Annotated in this window: 18 protein-coding genes; 9 read left to right on the top strand and 9 right to left on the bottom strand. The window is 62.9% G+C overall.

Features of this window, described 5'->3' with window-relative positions; genetic code table 11:
- The 3 genes from E7813_RS22775 to E7813_RS22765 all read left to right on the top strand — a co-directional run.
- Nucleotides 1-675: HAMP domain-containing sensor histidine kinase (locus E7813_RS22775; RefSeq protein ID WP_291577529.1), on the top strand; the 675-nt coding region annotated here is incomplete at its 5' end.
- Between the two features lie 45 nt (nt 676-720).
- Nucleotides 721-930 carry a DUF1289 domain-containing protein gene (locus E7813_RS22770; protein ID WP_291577528.1) on the top strand — a complete coding sequence of 70 codons (210 nt, stop codon included), beginning with the start codon at nt 721-723 and terminating at the stop codon, nt 928-930.
- A gap of 31 nt (nt 931-961) precedes the next feature.
- Complete coding sequence (locus E7813_RS22765) at nt 962-1,474, top strand: TIGR02281 family clan AA aspartic protease (protein WP_291577527.1); 513 nt, start codon at nt 962-964, stop codon at nt 1,472-1,474.
- 281 nt (nt 1,475-1,755) lie between these two features.
- Here the strand turns inward: E7813_RS22765 and dusA are convergent, their stop codons facing one another.
- The 4 genes from dusA to E7813_RS22745 form a co-directional block, all read right to left on the bottom strand.
- On the bottom strand, nt 1,756-2,751 hold the full coding sequence (dusA, locus tag E7813_RS22760) for a tRNA dihydrouridine(20/20a) synthase DusA (RefSeq protein ID WP_291577526.1): 996 nt from the start codon (nt 2,749-2,751) through the stop codon (nt 1,756-1,758).
- A 196-nt stretch (nt 2,752-2,947) separates the two neighbouring features.
- Nucleotides 2,948-3,790 (bottom strand): carbohydrate ABC transporter permease, encoded by an 843-nt coding sequence (locus E7813_RS22755; RefSeq protein ID WP_291577525.1) that lies wholly within the window; start codon nt 3,788-3,790, stop codon nt 2,948-2,950.
- Complete coding sequence (locus tag E7813_RS22750; protein ID WP_291577524.1) at nt 3,790-4,722, bottom strand: sugar ABC transporter permease; 933 nt, start codon at nt 4,720-4,722, stop codon at nt 3,790-3,792. The genes E7813_RS22755 and E7813_RS22750 overlap by 1 nt, the downstream gene beginning before the upstream one ends.
- Before the next feature lie 2 nt (nt 4,723-4,724).
- Entirely contained in the window at nt 4,725-6,029 is a 1,305-nt protein-coding gene (locus E7813_RS22745) for an extracellular solute-binding protein (RefSeq protein WP_291577523.1), read from the bottom strand.
- A gap of 610 nt (nt 6,030-6,639) precedes the next feature.
- Between E7813_RS22745 and E7813_RS22740 the strand changes: the two genes are divergently transcribed.
- Nucleotides 6,640-6,852, top strand: coding sequence for a hypothetical protein (locus E7813_RS22740; protein WP_291577522.1), 213 nt, complete (start codon nt 6,640-6,642; stop codon nt 6,850-6,852).
- Nucleotides 6,853-6,867: 15 nt separating this feature from the next.
- On the opposite strand, the gene E7813_RS22735 is transcribed toward E7813_RS22740, so the two are convergent.
- Complete coding sequence (locus tag E7813_RS22735) at nt 6,868-7,821, bottom strand: tripartite tricarboxylate transporter substrate binding protein (RefSeq protein WP_291577521.1); 954 nt, start codon at nt 7,819-7,821, stop codon at nt 6,868-6,870.
- A 173-nt stretch (nt 7,822-7,994) separates the two neighbouring features.
- Here E7813_RS22735 and E7813_RS22730 point away from each other — a divergent pair, with 173 nt between their 5' ends.
- The 3 genes from E7813_RS22730 to E7813_RS22720 all read left to right on the top strand — a co-directional run bounded on the left by E7813_RS22730 (nt 7,995) and on the right by E7813_RS22720 (nt 10,161).
- A complete protein-coding gene (locus E7813_RS22730; RefSeq protein ID WP_291577520.1) occupies nt 7,995-9,179 on the top strand; it encodes an FAD-dependent monooxygenase in 1,185 nt (394 codons plus the stop codon).
- Nucleotides 9,180-9,326: 147 nt separating this feature from the next.
- Nucleotides 9,327-9,647, top strand: coding sequence for a helix-turn-helix domain-containing protein (locus E7813_RS22725; RefSeq protein ID WP_291577519.1), 321 nt, complete (start codon nt 9,327-9,329; stop codon nt 9,645-9,647).
- Nucleotides 9,648-9,753: 106 nt separating this feature from the next.
- Nucleotides 9,754-10,161 (top strand): MAPEG family protein, encoded by a 408-nt coding sequence (locus E7813_RS22720; RefSeq protein WP_291577517.1) that lies wholly within the window; start codon nt 9,754-9,756, stop codon nt 10,159-10,161.
- Between the two features lie 336 nt (nt 10,162-10,497).
- Here E7813_RS22720 and E7813_RS22715 read toward each other — a convergent pair whose 3' ends face one another.
- Genes E7813_RS22715 through E7813_RS22705 form a run of 3 tightly spaced genes read right to left on the bottom strand, consistent with a single transcriptional unit; the run spans nt 10,498 to nt 13,426 of the window.
- Entirely contained in the window at nt 10,498-11,547 is a 1,050-nt protein-coding gene (locus E7813_RS22715; protein ID WP_291577516.1) for a hydroxyacid dehydrogenase, read from the bottom strand.
- 9 nt (nt 11,548-11,556) lie between these two features.
- Nucleotides 11,557-12,441: an amidohydrolase family protein gene (locus tag E7813_RS22710; protein ID WP_291577515.1), complete on the bottom strand. Its 885-nt coding sequence runs from the start codon at nt 12,439-12,441 to the stop codon at nt 11,557-11,559.
- A gap of 16 nt (nt 12,442-12,457) precedes the next feature.
- Nucleotides 12,458-13,426 carry a tripartite tricarboxylate transporter substrate binding protein gene (locus E7813_RS22705; RefSeq protein WP_291577514.1) on the bottom strand — a complete coding sequence of 323 codons (969 nt, stop codon included), beginning with the start codon at nt 13,424-13,426 and terminating at the stop codon, nt 12,458-12,460.
- A 192-nt stretch (nt 13,427-13,618) separates the two neighbouring features.
- Here E7813_RS22705 and E7813_RS22700 point away from each other — a divergent pair, with 192 nt between their 5' ends.
- Nucleotides 13,619-14,161 (top strand): thiamine pyrophosphate-binding protein, encoded by a 543-nt coding sequence (locus E7813_RS22700; protein ID WP_291577513.1) that lies wholly within the window; start codon nt 13,619-13,621, stop codon nt 14,159-14,161.
- 8 nt (nt 14,162-14,169) lie between these two features.
- Entirely contained in the window at nt 14,170-14,778 is a 609-nt protein-coding gene (locus E7813_RS22695) for a thiamine pyrophosphate-dependent enzyme (RefSeq protein ID WP_291577512.1), read from the top strand.
- A gap of 51 nt (nt 14,779-14,829) precedes the next feature.
- Here E7813_RS22695 and E7813_RS22690 read toward each other — a convergent pair whose 3' ends face one another.
- Entirely contained in the window at nt 14,830-15,180 is a 351-nt protein-coding gene (locus E7813_RS22690) for a cupin domain-containing protein (protein WP_291577511.1), read from the bottom strand.
- Nucleotides 15,181-15,226: the final 46 nt, after the last annotated feature.

The raw sequence follows: 15,226 nt of genomic DNA, 5'->3' as shown, positions 1-15,226 counted from the left end.
CACAATTCGGGCGTGCATCTGCTCAATCTCATCAACGAGATTCTCGATCTGTCGCGGATCGAAGCCGGACGTTACGAACTCAACGAAGAAGCCGTGTCGCTGGTGCATGTCGTCGCCGACTGCCACCATCTGTTGAAGCTGCGCGCGACCAGCCGCGGCATCACCATCCACGAGGTGTTCGAGCAGAACATGCCGCGAATCTGGGGCGACGAGCGCGCCACGCGCCAGATCGTGCTCAACCTGTTGTCGAACTCCATCAAGTTCACCCCGCAAGGCGGTGAAATCTGGCTGAAAGCGGGTTGGACAGCATCCGGGGGGCAATATCTCAGCGTCAAGGATACCGGCTCCGGCATCGCGGAAGACGAAATCCCGATCGTACTGGCGTCGTTCGGCCAGGGCTCCAATTCGATCAAGTCCGCCGAACAGGGCGCCGGCCTCGGCCTGCCCATCGCAAAAAGCCTGATCGACATGCACGGCGGCACGTTCACGCTGAAATCGAAACTTCGCATCGGCACCGAAGTGATCGTGACCTTCCCGCCGGAGCGCGTGATGTCGGCGCTGGGCCCGATGTCCGAGGAGGCCCCGCCGCTGCAACCGGAAAACGCCGCCACGGTGACCGACGAGAAGCGCCGGGCTCGCAACAAGCCTATCATGAGCGCCGGCACCGGGTTGTAACGGGGGCGCTTGCGCAAGCGACCGAAACCATTTCACTATCCCATAATGAGCAAAGAAACGCCGTGCATTGCAGTCTGTATGATGGATCCCAAAACCAACCTCTGTTTCGGCTGCGGACGAACGCTTCCGGAGATCGCACGCTGGCACCGGATGGAAAGCGCCGAACGGTTGGCTGTCATGGCGGGGCTCGAGGCCCGCATGGCGAAAGCCGGACTGGTACGGCTCGAGCCGGCCGCTCGCGCCAAGGCCGATTGACTGGCGAGGACAGGCGCAGCGGAGACCTGCCGTGAGCCGTGTCCTGCTCGTCGTTCTCGTGCTGATGGCGACCGCCGGCGCCGTGGTCGCCTATGGCGATCCCGACCAGATCGCGCGCGCCAGCGACACCGTCACGCAGTTGCTTCACGACCAGTTCCGCAAGCCCGAGCGCGCGGTGCAGATCCCGCGCGGACAAAGCGGCGAATTCGCGCTGCAGGCCAGGATCAACGGCGTCACCGCCCCGATGGTGATCGACACCGGCGCCACCGCGGTGGTGCTGACCTATGAGACGGCGAAGGCGGCCGGGTTGCCGCTGGAGCTGCTCGAGTATGACGTCGACGTCGAGACCGCCGGCGGACATACCAAGGCAGCCCGGTTGACGCTCGACCGCCTGGCGATCGGCAAGCTGGTCGAGCGTTCGGTTCCGGCACTGGTGGTGCCGCACGGGCAGATGAAGACCAACCTGCTCGGCATGAGCTTTCTGGACCGGATGGAAAGCTGGGAAGTGCGCGCCGACAGGCTGATGCTGCACGGCTATCCCTAGTCTAGAGCGGGATAAATTTCGATTGAATCAGTCCTCTCGCGTGTTCGGTCCACCTCTCCCCAGCGGGGAGAGGTCGATTTGCGCAGCAAATCGGGTGAGGGGGCGCCGCTCTCACGAGAGACCGTAACCCCACACCCGGCGCTACGCGCCGACCTCTCCCTAATGGGAGAGGTGGTCGGGCCTGCGGACAAATCAATCGAAATAGAACTCATCTTGCTTTAGCGCGTATTCCACAAAAGTGGATTCCCGGTTTTGCGAACAGAATACGCGCAAACAAGGATTTACGCGGCGATCGGGGCCGCGACGCGATCTTCGACCAGCGCAATCGCATCGCGCAACACGCTGACGCCGGCGCCCGGTTTGACGCCGTTCTCGGCGAGGTGACGGCGGAACGCGCGCGCCCCCGGCACGCCATGAAACGCGCCGACGAAATGCCGCGTGATCGAATGCAGCCGGATGCCTTGCGCAAGCTGGTTCGCGATATAAGGCATCATCGCTTCGAACACGTCTTTCATCGCAGCATGCGGCGCCGCCGCGCCGAACAATTCAGGATCGGCCGCCAGCAATCGCCACGGCTCCTGATAGGCCGCACGCCCCAGCATCACGCCATCGACACGCGCCAGATGCTGCGCGGCCTCGGCCAGGCTCGCGATGCCGCCATTGATGATGATGGGCACTTCGGGAAAAGCGGCCTTGAGCCGATAGACCCGGTCATAATCGAGCGGCGGGATGTCGCGATTTTCCTTCGGCGACAATCCGTTGAGCCAGGCCTTGCGGGCATGGACGATCAGCGCGTCGGCGCCGGCGGCGATGACCTCGCGCGCCAGCGCATCCAGCGCGATTTCCGGATCCTGTTCGTCGATGCCGAGCCGGCATTTTACGGTGACCGGAATATTCACCGCGCGCTTCATGGCATCGACGCCACGCGCCACCAGCGCCGGCTCCGCCATCAGGCAGGCGCCGAACCGGCCGTCCTTTACCCGGTCCGACGGACAACCGACATTGAGATTGATTTCGTCGTAGCCGAAATCCTCGCCGATTTTCGCCGATGCCGCCAGATCGCGCGGGTCCGAGCCGCCCAGTTGCAGCGCCACCGGATGTTCGCTGCTATCGAAACCGAGCAACCGCCGGCGATCGCCGTGCAGGATGGCGCCGGTCGTCAGCATCTCGGTGTAGAGCCGGGCATGCCGCGTCATCAGACGGTGGAAGACGCGGCAATGCCGGTCGGTCCAGTCCATCATCGGGGCAATGGCAAAACGGCGGTCGTGATATTTCAAGCGTCTATCCTGTGCGTTGCATACATTATAACGCTTCCCTCGGCATTGTTGAGATAACGGATATACCGAAGATGCCGAAGGTCAAATGGGATATCGTGCTCGTTCTGCGTGATTAGGATCACCTCGCGTCCAAGGGTGTGGGCGACCCCTGCTACATAGAATACGTCTGGGTTTCTACCGTGCTGTCCCGGGGCGCCTATTTCACCGCTCCGGCGGTCAGGCCGGCCACGTAGTGCTCGACGAAGAAAGAATAAATGATCGCTACCGGGATCGAGCCTAGCAGCGCCGCCGCCATAAGCTGCCCCCAATAAAAGACATCGCCGCGGATCAATTCGGCAATGGCACCGACCGGCACCGTACGGACCGAGGTGTCGGTCAGGAAGATCAGCGCATAAAGGAATTCGTTCTGCGCCAGGGTGAAGGCGAAGATGCCGGCCGAGATGAATCCCGGTTTGCACAGCGGCAGGAATACCAGGAACATTGTCTGCAGCCGGCTGGCACCGTCGATCCGCGCTGCGTCTTCCAGCTCGCGGGGGACGCTCTTGAAATAACCCATCAACAGCCATGCGCAGAACGGTATCAGCAAGGTCGGATAGGTCAGCATGACCGAGGTGAGCGTGTTGCCGAGCCCCATCCGCTCGATGATCTCGGCCATCGGAATGAACAGCAGCGGTTGCGGCACGAGATAAGTCGCCGCCACCGCGAACGAGACCAGCGCGCTGCCGGGGAAGTTCATTCGCGCCAGCGGATAGGCAAGCATGGTGCCGAAAACCAGCGAGATGGCGGTCGAGACCGTCGCCACCAGCATCGTGTTCCAAGTCCAGACCAGGAAATCCGTTTCGCCGAGCAGGTCGACATAGTGCTTGAGCGTGGGATGGCGCACGATCAGCGGCATCAATTGGGGATCGTACAGTTCCTGGTTCGGCTTCAGGGACGTGATCGCCATCCAGTAGAACGGAAACAGCGCGAAGATCAGAAAGAATCCGAGCGGCAGCCACAACCGCAGCGCGCGCACCGGCCAGCCGTCATCCTCGACCATCACGCCTTCCTCAGGTACAGCGCTAGCGCGATGATCAGCAGGGCCAGCGGGGGCAGCATGGCGAGCGCGACTGAGGCGCCGAGGCCGAACTGTCCGCCGCTCATGGCGATGTCGAACGCGTAGGTCGCGAACAGGTGGGTGGCGTTGGCCGGCCCCCCGCGCGTCAGCACGTAGACCAGCTGGAAGTCGGAGAAGGTGAAGATCAGCGAGAACATGGTCACGATGAAGACGACCGGCTTGAGCAGCGGCAAAGTGACGTAGCGGAAGCGATCGAGCGCACCGGCGCCATCGATCGTCGCGGCCTCGTAGAGTTCGAGCGGAATCGTCTGCAAGCCAGCGAGCAGCGTGATCGCGTAGAAAGGCAGGCCGCGCCAGGTGTTGACCACGATCAGGGAAAACATCGCCCAGCTGCCATTGCCGAGCCAGGAGGGGCCGCGGTCGGCGATCCCGCCGTGCACCAGCAGCCAGTTGATCACGCTGAAGGACGGATCGAGGATCCACATCCAGGCGATGGTCGACAACACGGTCGGCACGATGAACGGCAGCAGCAGCACCGCACGAACCAGGTTCTTCATGCGGAAGGCCTGGTTCATCACCAGCGCGAGTCCGAGGCCGCCGACCATCTTCAATACCGTCGCCACGCCGGTATAGACGAACGTGTTCTGCACCACCTGCCAGAAGGTCGGATCGTGGAAATCAGTGATGAAGTTGCCGAGCCCGATGAAGGTGCCGGGCTGGGCGACCGGGCGATTCTCGAGGCTGAGCCAGATGCCGTAGACGAAGGGATAGCCGACCAGCGCGATCAGGAAGGCCATCGGCGGCAGGATCATCAGCAAGCTGAAGACTTCCTCGCGCTCGGTCCACTCCCGCAGGGCCGGCAGCAGGCGCCGGCGGGTGGCCGGAAGCGCTATCGGTTCGCTGTGCGCCGACACGCTCAGGCGGGCCGGTAGATCTGCTTCAGCTGCGTGTTGGCATCGGCGATCACCTCCTTGGTCGACTTGCCGGCGCACGCCTTGGCGAACATGTCCACGACGACGTATTTGGCGACGCTCTCAGAGGAGGCGCGACTGATCGGCGCCGGCCAGCCCGGCAGATGCGAGGTGGCGAGTGATTCCCGGTACGGGATGTTGCGCGGCTCGACATGCCACAGCGGCGCGTCGTCGAAGGCGTGCAGGAACGGCGCGTAGTAGCTGTCGGCCGAGGCATACCATCCGCCGACCTGCGCCGGCTCCATCAACCAGCGCAGAAAGTCTTTCGCGGCCTGCTGATCCGGGGTGTGGCTGAAGATGGAGTGACTCCACGGCGCCAGGATGTGGAAGCGCTGGCCGCCCGGCCCCTTCGGATTGAGCGACTGGTCGGTGGCTTTGGCGATCTCAGGGAAATCGCGCTTCGCCGCCCACAGGATGCTCTCGGCGTTGTTGGTGCAGGATATTTGTCCGCTCAAATAGGCCTTGTTGTTGTTAGGATCGGTCCAGCCAAGCACATCCTCGAGCATGGTCTTCTGGAAGAAGGTGCGGGCAAAATCGACCGCACGCGCCGTCTCGGCCGAATCGATCACCACCGTCTTGCCGTCGGGCTCGACCTCGCGCCCCCCATAGGACCATAACAACGGATACAGCCAGCCGTGATTGTCGCCGAAGCCGTGACCGAGCTCAAAGCCAAAGGGATGCCCCTTGGCATTCAGCTTGATGCCGGCCTCCAGAAGCTCGTCCCACGTATCGGGAAACTTGTCGTAACCGGCCTCCTTGAACCAGTCGGTGCGCCAGTTCATCAACTGCCCGACATTGCCGAACGGGATCGCCTTCCACTTGCCATTGACGATGACGGCCTCCTTTGCCGCGTCATGCCAGCCGCCGCTTTTTTTGCCTACCTCCTCCGCGACATCGCCGACATCGACGTATTTCTCTTCGTACAGGAACGGCCAGTTGAAGAAGTTCAGTGTCATGTCCGGACCCGATCCGGTTTCTGCCACGGTGGTGACACGGGTCTGCAGGCCGCCAACGCTGACCAACTCGTATTTTATCTTGACGCCGGTGAGCTGCTCGTAGGCCGGGATCAGCGTCTTCTGGAAATACTCGTCATAGGTCTTGATGAACGAGTTTTCGTGCATGATTGACATGGTCTTCGGCGCTGCAACACCGGGGCGCACGCCGAGCGCGGCCCCCGCGACACCGAATGTCGTTGCCTTCAAGAATTGCCGGCGCGAGTTGTCCGGCAAAGCGTGTACCGCGTTGGTCATCGCAACCCCTCCCTGTGGCGCCGCCTGCCCATCGGCAAGAGCGCAGCCAAACCTTTTCGATCCGACATTTCGCCCGGTTACGTATCGAGGCGGTTTTTCTGTTAAGCCTAACCCTTCCGTACACTGATGCAACTGGATTTTCCCAAGCCCACAAGTTGCGCGGACTAGTGCAGCGCGACAATTGGATGAAAAGCCCGTGACCATCGGAATGCTGCCTGAATCCCTGTAGCGGCGCCGAGCGCTTCAGCGGGCAGGCAAAGCGTCGACAAGGTCACCACAACTCCGGCAAGATCCCTTGTCGATGTCGCCGAACGGCCGCTTCGGCGCAAATTTGTGGCCTGGCGAACGAGATCACCCCATCCCCGGAACATCCACCAGCCCCCGCGACTGCAACGAGTTCAGTTCAACCTGTTCACGCTGGTCGTCGCTGGATTTTCTTTGATCTCCCCGTGCACCATCGTCGCGAGCGCATCGGCGTGAGTCTGCCTGGTGTCAAGTGCAAATTGAACGTCAACCCTCAGTTGCGCCAAATAGTGGCGCTTCTGGCGAATCATTTTTTGCGATATTTCCGCTGAATTGATCGACGGCAGAACGCCGGGGGAATCTCGCCATGAAACTGGTCAAGGTGGGTCCAACGAAAGCTTTGCTTGGCTGGCCATTGTACTCGACATGGAACGGGCTGGTCTATGCGAGCACCGGCCAGGGCTGGCTGGCAAGGATCAAAACATTTCTCGGTTTCCTGCCATTGCTGTTCATTACAGCGATGGTGTGGACGATCCTGTGGGCGATGGTGGTGTGGCCGTTGGCGCGGATCACGCTTTGACGCCAGGCACGTCGATCACTGCAGCTTGATATCCGCTGCCTTGATCACGTTGCCCCAGCGCTCGACCTCTTCCTGCATGTACTTCGTCGTCTTCTCGACCGAGCCGCCGAAAATCTCCGCCGACAGCTTCCTGAGATGGTCCTGCAACTCGGGTTGACGCAGGGCCTCGTTCACATCTGCATTGATCTTGTCCGTGATGTTTTTCGGCGTTCCCGGCGGCGCCACGATCGCGTACCACGCGATCGCCTGAAAGCCCGGCAGCGTTTCGGCGACCGTCGGCACATCGGGAAGCGACGGCAGGCGTTGGGCAGATGCCACTGCGAGCAGCCTGAGTTTGCCGGCCGCGACCAGCGGCAAGGAAACCCCGAGATTGTCGAACATCAGATCGACATCGCCGGCGAGCAAGCCCTGCAGCGCCGGCGCCGATCCCCGATAGGGAATCGCGCGCATCTTCACCTTGGCCATCGCCTGGAACAGTTCGGCCGTGAGATGCGACGTGGTCCCGTTGCCTTGCGTGGCCGCCGTGACCTTCTCGGGGTTCTTGCGCAAGTATTCGATCAGTTCGGGCACGCTCGATGCCGCAACCGACGCGGGATTGACGAACAGCGCATTCGGCACGTGCGCCATCACGACCACAGGTTCGAATTTGGCCGGATCGAACCCGAGACTGGGATAGAGATTCTGGTTGATCACCAGCGGCGGCGGCGGCGAGCAAAGCAGCGTGTAGCCATCGGGGGTCGAACGATAGACCACTTCCGCGCCGATGTTTCCTCCGGCTCCGGTGCGGTTTTCGATAATGACCGGCTGGCCCCATTTGCGCGACAGCCAGTCGCCGACCAGCCGCGGCACCGCGTCCGCCGTCCCGCCGGCTGCAAACGGCACGATGATCTTGACCGCATGATCGGGGTAGTCTTCGGCGCGCGCTGAACCGAATACCAATGAAGATAACGCAAGCCAGAGCGCCGACATCGTTGCGTATCGGGTAGCGAAAGCCAAAGGCTGAGTATGCGCGTTGGACATGCAATGGCTTTCTTCCGGCGTCGCGGCAGCTATCACCGCGCTCGATGGCAAAATGCCTTGGTCTGTGGGAGGATACAACGCCGCGGCCGATCTTTTTCATCCATCCCATCACAAGGTATTAAATGGCGCAGTCCCGTCCCCGTATCCTGATCGTCGGCGGCGGCATCGGCGGCTTGTTCACGGCCAACGCGCTGGTTGGCCAAGGTCTCGAGGTCTCGGTCTACGAGCAGGCGCCTGCCATCGGCGAGGTCGGGGCCGGCGTCTTCCTCACCCCCAACAGCGTGCGCCATCTGCAACGGGTCGGGCTGGAGCCAATGGTGGAGAAATGGGGCGCGCGCGTCGGCCCGAATTCCCGCTACTTCCGCCACGACGGCGCGCCGATTGCGCCGGTGCAGGTGACGGACTCCTCCGGCTGGAACGCGACCTTCGGGATGCACCGTGCCGACCTCGTCGATATGCTGGCGGCGGCACTCCCGGCGGGCGTGGTGCATACCGGACATCGCTGCAGCGGTTTTGAGCAGGACGGCCGTACCGCGCGGGTGTCGTTTGCCAACGGCGCTTGCGCAGAAGCCGATCTTGTGATCGCCGCCGACGGCATCCATTCCGAGCTTCGGCCTTATGTTTTCCCCTCCTCCCAGCCGACATTTTCAGGCTCGGTCGCCTACCGGGGGCTGGTGCCGCATGAGCGCATTCCGGATTGGCCTGTCGAGCGCTGGCAGATGTGGCTCGGTACCGGAAGGCATTTCCTCGTCTTCCCGGTTCGCGCGGGAAAAATGATCAACTATGTCGGCTTCGTGCCGACGGACGAAGTGATGAAGGAATCATGGTCGGCGCCCGGCGATCCCGAGGTTCTCAGGCGGGAATTCGCAGGCTGGGATCCGCGCATCGATCAGGTGTTGCGCAACGTCCAGACGACGTTCCGATGGGCGCTGTACGATCGCGAGCCGCTGCCGGTCTGGACCGAGGGCAGATTGAGCCTGCTCGGCGACGCCGCCCATCCGATGCTTCCGCATCTCGGACAGGGCGCCAATCAATCGATCGAAGACGGCATGGCGCTCGCCATCATCCTGGCGCGCACCAGCCGGACTACGGCTCCTCGCGCTTTGCTCGCCTACGAGCAGCTTCGCCGCGAGCGGGTGGCAGAGGTGCAGCGCGGCGCCCGCCAGAGCGGACTGCGCTACGATTCCGCCTATTCCGACCTCGGCGTCAGGGATGCCGAGATCACCGCCCACGCCGAGTTTCGCAGGCGGCTTTACGATTACGACGTGGTTCCGGATGCGCAAGCGGCGGCGGCAGCGCTGGCATGATCGGCCGGCGGGCGTTGCAGCCCGCATCGCAGGCCTGCGGCGCCGCTATGTTGTTGCCATCCAGTTACAATGAATCTAGCAGTCACTTCTGGTTTTGTATTATCATTGCCTCGGTGATCTCCCGCGCCCCGCACAAGGCTTGAAACCATGACGGCACGCCCCGACAAATATTGCCCGATCGCGCGAACGCTCGAGGTGGTCGGCGAGCGCTGGACCCTGCTGATCCTGCGCGACCTGGTGCTGGATGGACCGCGCAAGTTCCAGGACCTCGAGCAGTCGCTGGCGGGAATTAGCCCGAACACCCTGTCGGCGCGACTCAAGATCCTCGAAGACAGCGGAATAGTCGAGCGGCGTTTCTATTCCGATCATCCGCCGAGGGCCGAATACCTGATCACCCCGAAGGGGCGCGAGCTGCGCCCGGTCCTCAAGACCCTGAAGCGCTGGGGCGAGCGGCATACCCGCCCCTGACGTCAGCGAATAATCTATCGTTTGACAAGTCACTATAGTTTTTATATCTACTGATAGACCGGGAAACCGGCCGGATAGTTTCATTCAGCCAACGGGGGCAACAATCATGCATGCGGCAAATTTGCCGGTCGTCACGGCGCTCACGGCGGGCATCCTGATTTTCATCCAGATGGCCCTGATGCTGACCGTCGTTGTGGCGCGCCGCAGAAATCGCCAATCGCTGAGCGATGGCGGAAACCCCGCCCTTCTGCAGGCGATCCGGCGTCACGGAAACTTCGCGGAGAATGCCGCCATCTTCATCGCCGGCTTTGCATTGCTGGAGTTGATGGGCGGCAACCGGTTGGGGATCGAAATCATGAGCGCGATTTTCGTGGCCGGCCGGCTAAGCCATGCGGTCGGCCTTTCCCTGCAGCCGCCGGTCAATATCTATCGCACGGCCGGGATAGCTTTAACGGCATTTGTCGGGTTCACGCTCGCCGTGCGACTGGTTTTGATCGGGCTGGCAAATCTTTAGAACAGGCGTCGCGTGGCGGAAAACGTCTAGGCGCCCGCCGCCGGCAGGCTCGCGGCCGCGATGGCGACGATCTCGGCCAACCGGCGCCCGATCCGGGACGGCGCGGAACGCAGCAATGAATTCAACCGTTGCATATCGCCTGTTCCTGGTGCGCGGCGGAACGCCTGTTCCGCAACGAAATGCGCAAAACCGAAAATGGCCCCGCCGGCATAGGTTGTCGAGGGCGCGGCGAAAATAGCAACGGGCCTACCGCCCAATGTTGATTCACAGTGGATTTGTTGCCGCAGTCGAACCGGCCAGGGTTGAATTTTCTTTCCCGGAAAACGGCCCTAAACGCTAGTTCGGCGTAAATCCGAAAACGCGCTCGAAGCGCCGGGCGTAAGCCGGCCAAACTTCCGGGTTGATGAGGCGCGGCGGCCGCTTGCCGTCGAGCGCGTCGAGAATTTGCTCGGCCGCGATCCTTCCCATGTTGATCCGCGCTTCCCTGGTGACACCGGCGGTGTGCGGGCTCGCCAGCACATTGTCGAGTTGCAGCAGCGGATGGTCCGCCGGCGGTGGTTCTTTGGACCAGACATCGAGGCCGGCGCCGGCAATCCGCTTGTCGCGCAAAGCCTCCAGCAGCGCGGCTTCGTCGTGGATGAAACCGCGCGCGGTGGTGATGAAATAGGCATGCGGCTGCATCAGCGCATATTCCCGCGCACCGATCATGCCCCGGTTGTCCCTGGTCAGCGGACAATTGATCGACACGTAATCGGAGCGGCGGAGCAGATCGTCGAGTTCGACCTTCTCGGCCCCGCGTGCGGCGATTTCGGATGCCGAAAGAAAGGGGTCATAGGCCAGCACCTTCATGCCGAACAGGCCCTTGCAGAGTTCGGCGATGCGGCGGCCGACATTGCCGATCCCGACAATGCCGATGGTCTTGCCTTGCGCCTCCGTGCCCATCAAGGCGTTGCGGTTGACATTGGGATCGCGCCGCAGCGCCCTGTCCGCCTCGATGATACGCTTCGACAGCGTGAGCATCATCCCGAGCGCGTGCTCGGCCACCGAGTTGGCATTGCCGCCGGACTGGTTGACGACCACGACGCCGGCCGCCGTGCAGGCCTCGACATCGACGGGATCGAAGCCCGCGCCGTTGCTGGAGACGATCAGGAGGTTGGGCGCGCGGCGCAGCAGGTCCGCATCGACATGGAAATGGCGCGCCAGTTCATCGCGGGCCGCACCGACCTGATAGGCGTGCGCCGCGGCCAGGATCGGCAACGAAACCTCGTCCGGGCTGTCATTCTCGAGCCGGTCGAGCCGTACATCGGGGCGCGCCCGCAGCATCTCGGCATAGATCTCGTTCGGCAAGTATTTGACGTAGAACACGCGCTTGTTGTTGACGGACATTGTTGGCCTTCAGTTGGGGAATCCATAGAGCCTGGCGGGATTGGCGACGAGGATGCGATGCTGCGTCGCCTGGTCGGGCGTCCACGCCTGAAACAATTCGAACAGATGTCCGGCATCGGGCATCTCGCCCTCGACACGCGGATGCGGCCAGTCGCCGCCCCATACCAGGCGTTCCGGATTGGCCTTCACCAGTGCCGCATGAAACGGCTGCGCATCGGGATAATCCGGCGCATTGCGGCTGATGCGGTGGGCGCCTGACAGCTTGGCCCAGCACCAGCCGTCGGCGACCGCGCGCAGCAGGCTATGGAAACCTTCCGTGCCGGTGCCGGCGCGCGCATCGGTCCGGCCCATGTGATCGATCACCACCGGCAGGCCCAGCGATTTCAAGGCCGAAACAGTCTCAGGCAAATCCTTGACGTCGATCCAGAGTTGAAGATGCCAGCCGAGTTCGGCCATCACCGGCGCCAGCGCCTGGGCCGCCGACAGCGGCACACCGCCGCGATAGTGCAATTGCCCGTCGCGGAAGAAATGATTGAACCGCAGTCCACGGACGCCGAGGCTGTTCCATTCGCGCAGTTCAGCCGGCGCGATGTCGGCTTCCGCGACCGCGACACCACGCAGCCGGTCGGGCCTGCGCGCAAGCGCATCCAGCATCGCCGAATTATCGCGGCCTTGGGCGCTGCCCTGCACCAGCACGCCGCGCGCAAAGCCGATGGCATCTAACATCGCGAGATAAGTGTCGAGCGGCGCGTCCGGCGGCGTATAGCTGCGGTCGTCGGCGTACGGAAACCGGTTCGCCGGTCCGAACACATGGGCATGGGTGTCGCAGGCATCAGGCGGCGGCGGCACTTTGGGCCGGCTGACGGCGCGCGGCGGCAGACAGGCGGGGATCATCGGCGCATCCACCGCATCACTCGGCCTTGATGCCGGCGGCCTTGATGATCGGGCCCCACTTCTCGTAATCGGCGTGGATCTTGGCTTCGAATTGCTGCGCCGTGCTGCCGATCGGCGTGGCACCGAGCTTGGTCAGGCGCGCCTTGACGTCGTCGGTGTTCAAGGCCGCGACAAAATCGTGCGAGAGTTTGGCAACCACGTCTGATGGCAGCCCGGCCGGCCCGAGCAGGCCCCACCAAACTTCAGTGTCGTAGCCGGGGACGGTTTCGGACATGCTGGGCACGTTGGGCAGGAACGACGCCCGCGACGCCGTGGTGACGGCAAGCGCCCGCAGCGCGCCGGCCTCCAATTGTCCGACCGATTCCGGCCCGTTGTTGAACGACATCGGAATCTGCCCGCCCAGGAGATCGTTGATCGCGGGCGCGCCGCCCTTGTAGGGAATGGCGTTGATATCGATCCCGGCGAGGCTCTTCAAAAGTTCGCCGGCCAGATGCGTCGATGTCCCGGTACCGGCATGGGCGAAGGAAAGACTGCCCGGCTTGGCCTTTGCCGCCGCGATCAGGTCGGCCAGCGTCCGGTACGGAGAATCGGCGCGCACCAGCAAGATATTTGGCGACGAGGCCAACAGCGAAATCGGCGTGAAATCCTTGAAGGTGTCGTAGGGCAGCTTGGGGTACAGAAACGAATTGGTCGGATGACCGCTGGCGACGACGATCAGCGTGTATCCGTCCGGCGGCGAGGTGACGAGCGCCTGCGAGGCGATGACGCCGCCCGCACCGGGCCGGTTCTCGACCACGACGGCCTGGCCCCACTGCCGCGAGACCACATCGCCCAGCGTACGCGTCAGGATATCCACCGCGCCACCGGCGGCATACGGCACGAAAATGTGCACGGGCCTCGACGGAAACGGCGACTGCGCGGACGCCATGCCGCCGGCGATGGACATCGCCGCTGCCGCGGCAAAAATCCGGAACCATTGGCCCATGGCGTCTCTCCCGATATTTTTTCGACTTATCGCACGTCCGCATACCGCCTGCACCACCGTCGGGCGCAAGTCACGGCTACGTCCCGGGCATGTTGACAATCCCGCCGATCACGTCAAGTTTCGGCGCGTCGACAAGACCGCCGGCGGTCACGCGGCGAATGAAATCGCCGCGAAGTTAACGGGAGGAATTCGATGGCGGCTGCCGCGGCACAAACCTCAGCTCAAGCCTGGCATGACGTGGCGCTGCAAGGGCTCAAGCGCAACGACATCCGGCTGGTGCCCTATGTTCCCGACCGCGTGTTGACGACCCTGATCAAGAACCTTCACGCCGATCCGTTCTTCACCACCTTCCCCACCGCGCGCGAGGAAGAAGCCGTCGGCATCGTCTCCGGCGCGTGGATGGCCGGCCTGCGCGGCGCGGTGCTGATGCAGACTTCAGGCTTTGCCACCCTGGCGAACGTGCTGGCCTCGCTGGCGATCCCCTACCAGATTCCGCTGATCATGCTGGTGTCGGAACGCGGCACGCTCGGCGAATTCAATTATGGGCAATCGCTGGTGTGCCGCACCATGCGGCCGGTGCTGAACTCGCTGGCGATGGAACATCACACCTGCACCCGGCTCGATGAGTTCGAGTTCATCGTCGACCGCTCGATCAAGCAGGCGATCACGACGCAGGCGCCGGTGGCGCTGATCCTGTCGCCGCTGTTGACCGCCAACAGAACTATCGAGAAGTGAGCCAGCCCATGAGCACCAACACCCCCGCCCGCAACACCAAGGTGATGAACCGGTTCGATCTCACTTCGAGGCTGGTTGCGAAGCTCAAGCATGAAGAAGCCGTGGTCGGGGGCATCGGCAATACCAATTTCGACCTGTGGGCGGCCGGCCATCGGCCGCAGAATTTCTACATGCTGGGCAGCATGGGCCTCGCCTTCCCGATTGCGCTCGGCGTCGCACTGGCGCAGCCGAAGCGCCGGGTTTTCGCGCTCGAAGGCGACGGCTCGCTGCTGATGCAAATGGGTTGTCTTTCGACCATCGCGACGCAGGCGCCGAAAAACCTCACCATGATCGTGATGGACAACGGCGTCTACCAGATCACCGGCGCGCAACCGACGCCGGCCGCAGCTGTGGCCGACATCGTCGCCATCGCGCAAGGCTCAGGTCTCGCCAACAGCGCCTGGGCGGCGGACGAAGAGGACTTCGAGCGTCTGGTCGATCAATCCCTGACATCCACGGTGCCGACGCTGATCGCCGTGCGCATCGACGACAAGCCGGGAACCGGACAAACCCGCCGGGATCCCGTGCAAATCAGGGAACGCTTTATGCTCGGCCTTGGCGTGCGCCAGGCGTTATGAACTCTCGCCGTCCCTTGACCCGCGACCGTACGTCGTTCGGACGGCGCGCCGCTAACGCGGCAGCAGCGGAACATAGTCGTACTCACCCACGCCCTGCAGAACGAGGAATGTGAGTGACGTCGCACCGCTGTTGGTCACGAGATGCGGTCTTTTGGGCCTGACGGCGTAAACCTCTCCGGGCTTGAGATGCACGTCTTCCTTGGGGTCCATGAGGAACAGCCTCATCTCCCCTTCCAAAATATAAAACGTGTCGGAGACGTTGGTATGGGTGTGCCACGGCACCTTCTGGGTCGGCGACAGCTGCAACTCCGAAATACGAAAGCCAGGCCGCGCGGCGTGCTGGGCACGACGCTCGACTTCGTAGAGGTGGCTGGCGTCCTTAAGCGGCAGCGGCTCTTTCATGTCGGTCTCCCTCAAGCGGCGAACCCAGGCTCGAAGTAAATCCCAC

Source organism: Bradyrhizobium sp., from assembly GCF_004799405.1.
GTDB lineage: Bacteria > Pseudomonadota > Alphaproteobacteria > Rhizobiales > Xanthobacteraceae > Bradyrhizobium.
This window is presented reverse-complemented; position numbering and strand designations above follow the sequence as displayed.

Coding starts and splice junctions, on each gene's coding strand:
- E7813_RS22770 (WP_291577528.1), top strand. CDS start 721: ATGAGCAAAGAAACGCCGTGCATTGCAGTCTGTATGATGGATCCCAAA.
- E7813_RS22755 (WP_291577525.1), bottom strand. CDS start 3,790: ATGGTCGAGGATGACGGCTGGCCGGTGCGCGCGCTGCGGTTGTGGCTG.
- E7813_RS22745 (WP_291577523.1), bottom strand. CDS start 6,029: ATGACCAACGCGGTACACGCTTTGCCGGACAACTCGCGCCGGCAATTC.
- E7813_RS22740 (WP_291577522.1), top strand. CDS start 6,640: ATGAAACTGGTCAAGGTGGGTCCAACGAAAGCTTTGCTTGGCTGGCCA.
- E7813_RS22735 (WP_291577521.1), bottom strand. CDS start 7,821: ATGTCGGCGCTCTGGCTTGCGTTATCTTCATTGGTATTCGGTTCAGCG.
- E7813_RS22730 (WP_291577520.1), top strand. CDS start 7,995: ATGGCGCAGTCCCGTCCCCGTATCCTGATCGTCGGCGGCGGCATCGGC.
- E7813_RS22725 (WP_291577519.1), top strand. CDS start 9,327: ATGACGGCACGCCCCGACAAATATTGCCCGATCGCGCGAACGCTCGAG.
- E7813_RS22720 (WP_291577517.1), top strand. CDS start 9,754: ATGCATGCGGCAAATTTGCCGGTCGTCACGGCGCTCACGGCGGGCATC.
- E7813_RS22715 (WP_291577516.1), bottom strand. CDS start 11,547: ATGTCCGTCAACAACAAGCGCGTGTTCTACGTCAAATACTTGCCGAAC.
- E7813_RS22710 (WP_291577515.1), bottom strand. CDS start 12,441: ATGATCCCCGCCTGTCTGCCGCCGCGCGCCGTCAGCCGGCCCAAAGTG.
- E7813_RS22705 (WP_291577514.1), bottom strand. CDS start 13,426: ATGGGCCAATGGTTCCGGATTTTTGCCGCGGCAGCGGCGATGTCCATC.
- E7813_RS22700 (WP_291577513.1), top strand. CDS start 13,619: ATGGCGGCTGCCGCGGCACAAACCTCAGCTCAAGCCTGGCATGACGTG.
- E7813_RS22695 (WP_291577512.1), top strand. CDS start 14,170: ATGAGCACCAACACCCCCGCCCGCAACACCAAGGTGATGAACCGGTTC.
- E7813_RS22690 (WP_291577511.1), bottom strand. CDS start 15,180: ATGAAAGAGCCGCTGCCGCTTAAGGACGCCAGCCACCTCTACGAAGTC.